This window comes from Spirochaetota bacterium (assembly GCA_034190085.1).
Lineage (GTDB): Bacteria > Spirochaetota > UBA4802 > UBA4802 > JAFGDQ01 > JAXHTS01.
Genome location: JAXHTS010000071.1, coordinates 167,485 through 178,424 on the forward strand (window position 1 = coordinate 167,485; position 10,940 = coordinate 178,424).

Sequence of the window (10,940 nt, forward strand, 5' to 3'; positions counted from 1 at the left end):
CGTGGAGATAAAGCTTCTCTTTGTCATATTATTGAGCACCATTTTTATTAATAACTATGTCTTATCTCAGATGTTGGGATTATGCCCCTTTTTAGGAGTATCTAAGAAGCTAGATTCCGCCTTGGGAATGGGTTTTGCTGTAATATTTGTTATGACAATGGCATCATTCTTCACTTATCTAATATATAAATATCTGCTATTCCCCTATGATATCACCTATTTGAGGACTATTTCATTTATCTTTGTAATAGCATCCCTAGTTCAGCTAGTTGAGATGACTATTGAAAAGCTATCCCCTCCCCTTTACCAGGCTCTCGGTATATTCCTTCCGCTAATAACCACAAACTGTGCTGTGCTTGGTGTTGCTGTCTTGAATATAGATTCTGGGTTTGTTGATGCTAATCTGGGTTTACTAAAAACAATTTTTCAAGGATTTGGGGCTGGTATCGGTTTTACCCTTGCACTTCTATTGTTAGCTGGCATTAGGGAGAGATTAGAACTCGCTGATATCCCAGAGAACCTGAAGGGATTGCCAATCACCTTTGTGGTGGCAGGACTGCTAGCTATCTCATTCCTCGGCTTTTCAGGCATGAAGATATAATAATCATTTATCGGATATGCTACCCATCACTGAGAATCCTGCAAATAGACTATACTTTTCTGAGTAACCCACAAAACCATTCATCACTGCGCAAACTCCTCTCAATGAGAATAATTACCTTTAACATACCCAGGTAGTGGGAAGGTAAAGGGTTTTTTTGTAATGGGATTTTCAATAACTATGCATGGCGTGTTGAATAACTCCTCAATCAGCTTGAAAGTTACTACATCCTGAGGCGCACCATCGAAAAATGTGTTCCCATTCTTAAGTGCAATTATCCGCTTACAATAGTTTGACGCAATATTTATATCATGAAGAACTGTTATGATTGTAGTGCCATTTATGCTAAGATGATATAGGATGTCCATAATCTTGATGGAATGGCTGATATCCAAGTGGGATATCGGTTCATCCAGAAGCATAACCTTGCTGCTCTGAACCAAGGCCTGAGCTATAAATACAAGCTGTCTCTCTCCACCAGAGAGTTCCGTTATAGTTCTATGCCTAAAATCGGATATGCCAGTGACTTCAAGAGCCTTTTCTATAATCTCCTTATCCTCTTTCGTCTCGATCTGCCATAGCCTCTGATGTGGGAATCTTCCCATCCTGATAAATTCATAAACCGAGAATGGGAGGAGGTTTTCAATAAATTGATGAACTACCGAAATCTCTCTAGCGTATGATAATCTGTCATATTTTTGTAATAGTATATCCTTATACCGAACCGTGCCCCTTATGGGTCTGATGTTATATGAGAGTACCTTTAGTAGTGTACTCTTTCCAGCTCCATTCGGCCCTATGATAGAAATAAAATCTCCCTTATCAATAGTTAAATCAATATTATCTATAACAATCTTATCTCCATATCCTGCACAGAGATTTCTGGCTTTAAAAAGGGTCATTGCGGGATAATCCTTTTCTAAATAGTAATAGGAGAAAGAATGCACCGCCAATAAAACCTGTTATGATCCCTACAGGTATTTCATAGGGCGGCACTATGCTCCTTCCTATAGTGTCTGAGATCATTAAGAATAGAGCCCCTCCAATGGCTGATACAGGAACTAGCCTAAGGTGATTTGATCCGAAAATGTATCGCATTACATGTGGGATGATGAGTCCGATGAATCCTATTACCCCTGCCAGGGTAACAGAGATTGCTGTGAGTAGAGAGGCAATCAGGAATATATTCCTAATATCACGCTCATTTATTCCCAGATTTTTTGCAAACCTTTCCCCAAAGGATATAATGTTTAGCTGTTTATAGAAGGTCATAGAGAGTAATATTAAAATGCATGAGAAAATCCCCATCTTCCAGAGTTCACTGAATCTCGCTAATGACATATCACCCATTAACCAGAACATCGCCTTATGGACATCTTCTGATTTGGCTAAGGTAAATATTAGAAGTATTCCTGCTTGCAGAATAAAACTGAGAGCAATTCCAGATAGAATTAGCGATGTGCTTCCCAATAATCTTTTAGTAGATATGAAGTATAGAAAAGATATAATCGCAATGCTTCCTATTAATGCAAAGAGTGTAATATAAAAATATGGCATTGAAAGGACAATTGCGATTGTGGCACCTAAAGCCGCTCCGCCAGAAACGCCTATTATTAGTGGATCTGATAGCGGATTTTTTAGGATAGCCTGGAATATCGCCCCGCTCACAGAGAGTGAAGCTCCAATTATAAGGGCCATTAAAATTCGGGGGAGTCTGATATTTAATATTATCTGATATTCGATCAATTTATTATTATTATCAGATACCAATGTACTAATCAATTTTAATGGCGAGATGAAGGTTGACCCCAGGGAAATAGAAATTATTATAATAAATATTCCTAAGAGTAGCAGCAGGGTGAGCTTAAGGCTATTTTTCATTTCTCTTTGAACTCGCTCTTTCTATTATCTTCGATAGGATCGAAGTAGATTCTACATAATTTTTGGGTGTATAATAGCATATAATCTCAGGATCAATTGAATAAATGTTGTTATATTTAATAGGATTCAAGTCTTGAAAATCATTCAGTATGTGGTTAAGATATTCATCAGCGGCGCTCATTGTTGATACAATTATTTCTGGATTTAGCCTGATTAAATACTCTATGGATATAAGGGGATAAGGAATCCGTAGTTCCTTGAATATATTTGTCCCACCAGCATCCTGAACCATCCTCCCTATATATGACAAATTTGAGGCGGCCATTAATGGATCATGTGAAACTAGAATTGCCACACTGATATCCCTAGATTTTCTTCTGCATTCCACTAACCTTGATCTGTATTTTTCAATTTTAACCTTGGCTAGCTCTTCTCTTTTAATTATCCTTGCCAGTTCCATATAGTTATTAAAGACATCATTTAAATGGGTGTTTCTATTGAAGGTATAGATTTTCATACCTATTGCAGCAAGCCTTTCGGTGTTCTGTACAGAATTATCCTCCTTTGAGAGCAGCACTATATCTGGATTTAGGACTATTATTTTTTCAATGTTTGATTGAATTAGGGTGCCAACAATCTCTACATTTCGGGATAGAGGGGGATGATATGACGTAACACCCACGAGCATATGCTCTGACTCAAGATCAATGATATCCCTGGTAATTGAAGGTGACAGGGAGACTATTCTGGTTATTGTATCTGATATCTCACAACCCCCTTGTTGTTCTTCACGGGACAGGAAGAGGATGAAGAACATAATTAGTGTAGAAAGAATGATTAGATTAATTCTCTTGAGAATTTTCATATCCATAGAGTGAGTGTGAGGGATAATTAATCAATTGTTTTTCACAATAATTTTGAGTAGTTGTTGATATATCTTAAGGTGTCACTTTATTGAAAAGTGAGTGAGGATAGTCAACAATAGAGTATATTGTTCTATTGTTGAGATATAAATGGAAAGTTTATGGGAATATAGATTATGCAAATGAATTTATATTTGATCCTTTAATATTTTCGGATTCCTTCTTTACTATCTCACCGCCTACCAACATGAAAAGAAAATTTTTCACATCATCTGAATCCATGATAACCTTTTCATAATCGATTTGGATCTTATTGCTGGTAGTGATTGGCAACTCAACACTATTTGTAATGGACTCGTCCATGATATCCTTTACAACATTGGGTTGGTGAAAAGTGGATGCATTAATTAAACCGACTTCCATTTCAAGCACCTCCTTCCTTGGATTGGGTCTCTATTGTTATTTTCGTCATTTATGCAAAAAAAATATCAAATATTTCTATTCTTTTCCTAAAAAAATGTGAGTCCTCAATTAATTTAAACCTAAGTCACTCTATCCTCGTCGCAACCTGTGGTATAATATCAACGAGGAATATAGATGAAACGGTGTATCATAACTTACCAATTATCATACCAATTATAGAATATGTCATTCATGTATATAGGGGGGGTCGACATGAAATGATTTTTTTCATCCCCATGAATGAAAGCTTATGAAGCATCTTGAAAGTTATTAAGTTTTGCTGATCACTATTAGCAACGTTTTATTCAGATATAAATGGAATAAGGGATTTGTTAATAAAAATTTCAGGAGGGTTGATAATGAGTTAACTAATCACTAACTTTTGGGTTAGTGATTAGCTTCTGTAAATATGTATAATCCGTACAATCTAATGTCATTGGGGTAATTGAGATATAACCCCTTTTAACCTCAGTAATATCAGATCCAATATTTTCATGAGATGAAATGGTTCCTTCTAATTGGAGACTCATATGACAATCACTCTTATTTACAATTTTAAATAGATCAATATATTTTCTCTTTCCCAGGAATGTGTATTTGATCCCATTTATCAGTTCTGGGGCTATATCTGGATAGTTGATATTTAGGCAAATAGGCTTTCCATCAACAATATTATTAAGATTGTCAATAAAGTCTAGAAGGAATTCTGCTGCATCGCTAAAGTAAGCAGAATTACCTGTGCAGTCTATCGATATTGATATACCTGAAACCCCGAATATAAACGATGCTCTAGCTGCTGCTACAGTTCCGGAAAAATAGACATCATCGCCTAGATTAGCTCCATGATTTATTCCAGAAATAACTAGATCGATCTCAGGTAAGAATTTACCATTAAGCCCCACACTCACACAATCAACAGGAAATCCATGCACAATATATTGTTTATCTGATATATTCTCAACTTTCAGGCGATCTCTCAACGTTATAGCGCTGGATGAACCACTTTTCTCTTCATTAGGCGCAATCATGTATACATTGTGATTATTTGATAGAACCCTAAATAATGAGTTAATCCCATCGGCATACATCCCATCATCATTTGTTAATAATATATTCATTAATTTAAATATTATCTGAATATGACAGATTTATACTTAGTGACAATAGATTATCTTAAATTATTTAGGTCTACTTGCACATCTCCTGATAAGCAATATGTGACATATACTGATCGAGAAGAACTATAGCCATAAAAGCCTCAGCCACAGGCCAAACTCTAGAAACGATGGTTGGATCACGACGAGTAACGGCTGATAACTTGGCATCAGTAAGGCTGACCTTATCAATTGTCTTCTGATCGCGCGCTATAGTAGGTGTAGGTTTAACTGCTAAACGCGCAACAATATCCTGACCAGTAGAGATCCCTCCAGTAACTCCTCCACTGTTATTGCCACTGAAGACAACCTTGTCATCCTTAATGGACATCTGATCATTACAGGTGCTGCCCCTTAGATCCTTTGCATTTATACCAGCGCCAACTTCCACAGCCTTTACAGCCCCAATGCTTAACATACGTCCAAGCTCTCCATCTAATTTATTAAATATTGGTTCTCCAATTCCTGCAGGTACTCCTGTTGCCACTACTTCGACAATTCCTCCACTTGAGTCACCATCATCTCGAATTTCTATAATTCTATCATACATTGCCTTTGCTGCCTTTAGGTCTGGGCAGTTCAGCACCGGGTGTATTCCCCGATCAGCAAGGGCATAAATCTCCTTTGAGCTTAATGGAGGTCGCTTGATCTCTGGAATCTCCTTCTCAACCTCAGCTAATGCAGACATCTTTTCCAAAAATCTCATACCAGGGGCAATGCGTTCTTCCTTGAAGACCATATTATATATGGGGTCAGCATTACGCCTATAGGTTTTAAACTCAGCAACCTTTTCTTTGATCTTATTATAATCCATATCTGGCATCTTTATGCCTGCAGCCTCCTTAACATAGGCAAAAATGTCAATCCCCCTATTCTGAAGCACTCGCTTCGCAATTGCTCCTGCTGTGACAATTGTAGCAGTATACCGACCACTAAAGAAGCCGGCTCCTATGGCATCATCCCACTTCCCATACTTTACATAGGAGGCATAAGAGGCGTGACCTGGTCGCGGAGTGCGATTTGTAGTACGATATTGCTCAATATGCTCAAAATGACGATCAAGATTTGGAATTAGTATCACAAGGGGTGTTCCATTGGTATATCCCTCGTTTTGAACGCCTGTCATTGTATCTGCAGCATTAACTCCACTATAAATAATTGGTATATCTGGTTCACGACGTGGAGATGATAGTTCTCCCTGCCCTGGTTTACGCTGGAGTAGTTCTGAATAGATCTCACGTTCTTCAACATACAGGCCTGTTGGTACCCCTTGAATATGTGTTGTGAGACCCTCCTGATATGAGGCGCCCGCTGTTGTAACCTGAAATAACTTACCATAACTACAACCTAACATCATTTTCTCCTAGTTTATCTGGTGGAATTTTTTCTTTAGCTACTTTTAGCCTATATATTCTATATACTACTATAGTAGGTAAGAAGTTATTAATTCTAATATTACCTAACTTTCTGTCAAGTCGTTTTCATTGATTCACAAACTAAGAAATTTCAGTATGGAAGGGACGATTGAGGATTTAAAAATCATTTTTATACTCTTAGAATGCTTTATTATAGACTGCATAACGAAATAATTTGAATTCGAAATATTCTCCTTTTTTTCCTTGACATGCTATCTTCTTTTGGCCATAGGTCACATCAAAAATGTTTAATCCCTAAATTTTGGGATCTATCTCAGTTTTATTTCATCAAATCAATAAAAAGTTCAAATGTCACATTTTGGACTATTACAACTTAGATATGGGTAATTGAATTATGGAGTTCAAATTGATGCAGAAAGAAAATTTAAATAATAGCTATACCATTTATATAAATGATATTTGTCATACTGTTTTAGGTGATGATATCTTTGATTGGCGTCAGCGCTTCTTTAAGGAATTTGCTGATTATCTATGCAAAAAAGGCCAAAAGGTAAAAATCATTGAAAAGGAGACATTAGAAGTCAGATTAGATGGATCAGTTACAAGGGATGTAATAATTCGCGACTCAACCGCTGTTATTCAGAATAACATTACGAAACACTTCTATGTACTAGATTGTCATGATTGGATTAGACCAGATAATATTGAACTCATGGTACATGATCCAAGGTGTAAGAAAGTATTAAAATGCCAATATCATAAGAAAAGCCTCAATGAGCCTATCTATGATAAAATCAAACCCTGGACATACTTCGATCGTTTCTGGCCAACAAATGAAGAACTACTTATCGCTTCTAGAAAAATTAAGCGAACCACTGACTCCCTCTACTTCAGAGGATTTTCATGGGGACCCAGAGTTATAATCGTTGAGGAATTAATAAAGAGAGGAATATTAAATCCCGATTATGAACGTATAGAATTTGAAGAATACCTTAAAGAATGTTCACAGCATCGAATCATGCTGTCATTGCCAGGGATGGCTGATATTTGTCATCGAGATATAGAGGGATTCGCTAATGGCACCTGTGTCCTGCGTCCCAAAGTGCAAATAGAATTTCATAACAGACTCATTCCTGATCATCATTATATCAATATCGATATAGATATCAATAAAGCCACCCCAATAGAATTCGCTGACAAGATTGAGCAACGATACAATGAGGTTAAAGATGATCATGAGTATCTTGACTGGGTAGCGAGGAATGCTATGCAATGGTACGATGAAAATGTTAGCCTACAAAATATTTTAGGTTTAACAAAACAGCTTCTCGATCTTTAAGAATTCAAAAAACTATATTCGGATTTCAATATTAATAATATTCATGAAGATAAACGATTACACATCCTACAACTCAACATTTCTATGCAAAAGATGACATTACATTCATTAATCTTTTATATAGAAGAACTGCTGTGAAGCTTTCGAGTTAAGATGGGATTAGTTTCCTCTTTGCCAGTTCTGCTTCTTGTATAAATTTCTGAATTACTTCCTGACAGGTAAGAACATTATTAATTAGGCCTACCCCTTGTCCAGCAGCAAAAAAATCTATCCCGGAATCACTATCTATCATTGAAGCAGCGACAGAACTCTCTTCTTTTATTGATTGGGAAGCAAAAGAAGTCATCAATAAATCGTAATCGATCCTACCCTTGTACTGACTCATAATATCACTTATCTTATCATTAAGAAGTATCCGAAGCGACCCCCTACGCTCAGCAGCAAATCCTCTATTCCCTGATCCAGGTTTAGCTGCCTCACCATGACGGATAGCTATAGTATCCCCATCCTTGCTATCTATTATTGTCTTTTTATAACCCTCGTGAGCGGGACATTCCGCTGTAGCGATAAAACGGGTTCCTACATATACACCCTCAGCGCCAAGAGCAAGAGCAGCCAAAAGCTGACGTCCATTTGCGACTCCCCCACCAGCTATCACTGGAATATTCACTGCCTGCACTACCTGAGGGACCAAGCAGAATGTTGTGTTTTGATCAAAACCGCTATGCCCGCCCCCATCAGTTCCAGAAGCCACAATAGCGTCTACCCCAGCTTCCTGCGCTTTTTGCGCATGCCTTACTGTAGCACAAACATGCACAACCTTTATTCCAGCATCCTTAAGACGCTCAGTATATACGTTTGGATTACCCTGAGATATAATCGCTATCGGTATACGTTCCTCTATGCCCACCTCCACACAACGATCGCTGTAGACCTTATCCAATCCCGCTACACCGACTACAAAATTTACGGCAAAGGGGAGGTCTGTTAGAGATCTCACTCTCTTTATCTGTTCTCTTAATCGTTCACCCGTCTCATTAACATCAATCGTTACAGTCTTAGCGCCGGCATTTGGTCCAAGTGTACCCAACGCTCCGGCATTGGAAATCGCTGCAACCATCTCCGCATTCGTTACCCACGCCATAGCTGCTAACAATATGGGGTGTTCAATTCCCAAAAGTTCGGTTACTTCTGTTTTCATTTATCCCTACCCCCCCTACATCTTTCAAGATTATCTACACTATATACCTATAAATACTATTTAATCTTCAATGATTTTGAAATATATTTTTACTTCTTCAATAGTCAATGAAATAAACCTCTCACATAATAAAATATTTGAATAATCCCTAATATACATTTTCAACTTTTCATTATCCTGTAATTATAGAAAGACTCTATCGCTTAAGATTAACAAAAGATAAATCCAGTAAACTTCTGAGAACAAATAATTCTCAACAAATAGCATAGAAAGTGTCATAATCCTAGCTGCTGGATTTGATTTCCCGCCACTTTATAAAAACTAACATTCTTGATGACATTTTTATATAATAAATATTGACACAACGCATCTCTTACTATAACGTAATTAACAATTATTATGCTTTTTTTTAACTTAATTACATTTTTATTAGACAAAATCCATGTCCCAATCCGCACTACAGTATTGGAGAAAAATATTTTTTTAGAATTAACATCAAAAACTTTACTAAAATCTTACTTTTTTTTATAGAATAATCTCATAATTCCAAAATGAGGGGAAAATATGTCAGAAACCAAAAATAGTAACCTTGATTTAGATTTTGTTTTTGATGATAATGAAGATCCTGACATACAGAGTTTATTTGAAGAAAATCATTTTGATGATGATGATGATAAAGATGACCACATTATATCACAAATGAATATTAATACCAAAGACCACGAACCTATTACTCAAAAAAAAATGCGTTCACTCTGCGATTTTGAACCAGATATGGATGCCTTACTCTTAACAGCAGAATCCTCTATGATCATTGAGGGGATGAAATACTATACAAAAAGTGATTTTTCTTCAAATACCTTGCCAATATATCTAGAGGCCCGTAAGGGTATAGAATTTTATATGAAAATTTTAAATAGAAGCCCAAACAACTATCGAAGACTTAAAATTTTAATAGACTCTGACATCGACTGTCAGAAGGTAGAAAGAATAGCATTTAACCTATATCAAAGACTATATGATGAAATACCTGAAACAGATCGTCAAAAACTTGATGCTTTTGAAAATCTCCATTTTCTTTTCAAAGAAGCAACTCAAAAGGCCTCAATTAGCAACTCCATGAAAACACTTAAAAAATATCTTCTTATTTCTGGGAAAATTGATGAGGGGAAGTTACGGGAATGTAGCAATAGAGAACATACTGAGTTTAAAAATGATATCAATAATCTTAGAAAACATCTAAAATTAGCTCTCGAAATGACCAAAAAAGGGAATAGTGAAATTACTAAGAATATTAAGGGAAAAGATCTGAATGTATTTATAATCAGGACCTCAGAATTTCTGAGTTATTATTATAGACTAGTTGGCAATGACGAGAATGTGAACTATTTCAATAGAATATTCAATATTTACAGAAAATATTTCGTTATTAGGGATTGATATGTATTAAGCTGCATTTTGCGCACTGAAAGGGAGTAAGATTAGGTATGCAGCGCTATTACATCCCTGGCATTGATGCATCTGGCTATCAATGGCCAGCAGATCACAGAATAAAGATGTCTAATTTTTATGAAGTTCTACTAAAAAAAGCAAAGATATTATGGTTAAGGTACTAAAAATATCCATAGCTTATTTTTTTCTGTAATTGTAAGGAGTGTCACCAGTCTGTTTTTTAAAAATTTATGAAATACACTCGGTTCGGAAAAACCAAGTTGATAAGAAATTTCGCTTATGGCTATTTGTTGATCATTCAGATGTACTTTTGCCAAATCTGTTCTAATCTCATTTAATAGTTGAGTATAAGTTGTGCCTTCTAATTTTAACTTCAACTGAAGGTTTCTCACACTTATGCCCATTTGATTGGCTGCTGTTTTTATTGAAGGATTTGATTCACCTATATATTCTAATATTATCCTGACTATTTGTTGAGTATATGACTTTGTGTATCGCTTCAATGAAAACGAAAATTTTTTCACTAAAAATTAAGCGGGTATTTCCTCTCTTAATAATCTAAATAATCCTTTATTCTTTTCTATTCTTTGTAATTTTGCTTTATTAAGCTT

11 protein-coding genes are annotated in these 10,940 nt (G+C 36.1%); 3 read left to right on the top strand and 8 right to left on the bottom strand.

Features of this window, described 5'->3' with window-relative positions; all coding sequences use genetic code 11:
* Nucleotide 1: 1 nt before the first annotated feature.
* Nucleotides 2-601 (top strand): RnfABCDGE type electron transport complex subunit A, encoded by a 600-nt coding sequence (locus tag SVZ03_14515; protein ID MDY6935425.1) that lies wholly within the window; start codon nt 2-4, stop codon nt 599-601.
* 101 nt (nt 602-702) lie between these two features.
* Here the strand turns inward: SVZ03_14515 and SVZ03_14520 are convergent, their stop codons facing one another.
* The 6 genes from SVZ03_14520 to SVZ03_14545 all read right to left on the bottom strand — a co-directional run bounded on the left by SVZ03_14520 (nt 703) and on the right by SVZ03_14545 (nt 6,318).
* On the bottom strand, nt 703-1,503 hold the full coding sequence (locus tag SVZ03_14520) for an ABC transporter ATP-binding protein (GenBank protein ID MDY6935426.1): 801 nt from the start codon (nt 1,501-1,503) through the stop codon (nt 703-705).
* Nucleotides 1,490-2,482 (bottom strand): iron ABC transporter permease, encoded by a 993-nt coding sequence (locus SVZ03_14525; protein ID MDY6935427.1) that lies wholly within the window; start codon nt 2,480-2,482, stop codon nt 1,490-1,492. The genes SVZ03_14520 and SVZ03_14525 overlap by 14 nt, the downstream gene beginning before the upstream one ends.
* Complete coding sequence (locus SVZ03_14530; protein ID MDY6935428.1) at nt 2,472-3,347, bottom strand: helical backbone metal receptor; 876 nt, start codon at nt 3,345-3,347, stop codon at nt 2,472-2,474. Before SVZ03_14530 ends, SVZ03_14525 begins: the two co-directional genes overlap by 11 nt.
* Nucleotides 3,348-3,519: 172 nt before the next feature.
* Nucleotides 3,520-3,768, bottom strand: a complete 249-nt coding sequence (locus tag SVZ03_14535; protein MDY6935429.1) for a hypothetical protein — start codon at nt 3,766-3,768, stop codon at nt 3,520-3,522.
* Nucleotides 3,769-4,175: 407 nt separating this feature from the next.
* On the bottom strand, nt 4,176-4,925 hold the full coding sequence (surE, locus tag SVZ03_14540; GenBank protein ID MDY6935430.1) for a 5'/3'-nucleotidase SurE: 750 nt from the start codon (nt 4,923-4,925) through the stop codon (nt 4,176-4,178).
* A gap of 70 nt (nt 4,926-4,995) precedes the next feature.
* Entirely contained in the window at nt 4,996-6,318 is a 1,323-nt protein-coding gene (locus SVZ03_14545) for a chorismate synthase (GenBank protein ID MDY6935431.1), read from the bottom strand.
* A gap of 428 nt (nt 6,319-6,746) precedes the next feature.
* Between SVZ03_14545 and SVZ03_14550 the strand changes: the two genes are divergently transcribed.
* Entirely contained in the window at nt 6,747-7,676 is a 930-nt protein-coding gene (locus SVZ03_14550) for a hypothetical protein (protein ID MDY6935432.1), read from the top strand.
* Nucleotides 7,677-7,824: 148 nt separating this feature from the next.
* Here the strand turns inward: SVZ03_14550 and SVZ03_14555 are convergent, their stop codons facing one another.
* Nucleotides 7,825-8,877, bottom strand: coding sequence for a nitronate monooxygenase (locus SVZ03_14555; protein MDY6935433.1), 1,053 nt, complete (start codon nt 8,875-8,877; stop codon nt 7,825-7,827).
* Nucleotides 8,878-9,441: 564 nt separating this feature from the next.
* Here SVZ03_14555 and SVZ03_14560 point away from each other — a divergent pair.
* Complete coding sequence (locus tag SVZ03_14560; protein MDY6935434.1) at nt 9,442-10,317, top strand: hypothetical protein; 876 nt, start codon at nt 9,442-9,444, stop codon at nt 10,315-10,317.
* 164 nt (nt 10,318-10,481) lie between these two features.
* On the opposite strand, the gene SVZ03_14565 is transcribed toward SVZ03_14560, so the two are convergent.
* Complete coding sequence (locus tag SVZ03_14565; GenBank protein MDY6935435.1) at nt 10,482-10,733, bottom strand: helix-turn-helix domain-containing protein; 252 nt, start codon at nt 10,731-10,733, stop codon at nt 10,482-10,484.
* Nucleotides 10,734-10,940 lie beyond the last annotated feature (207 nt).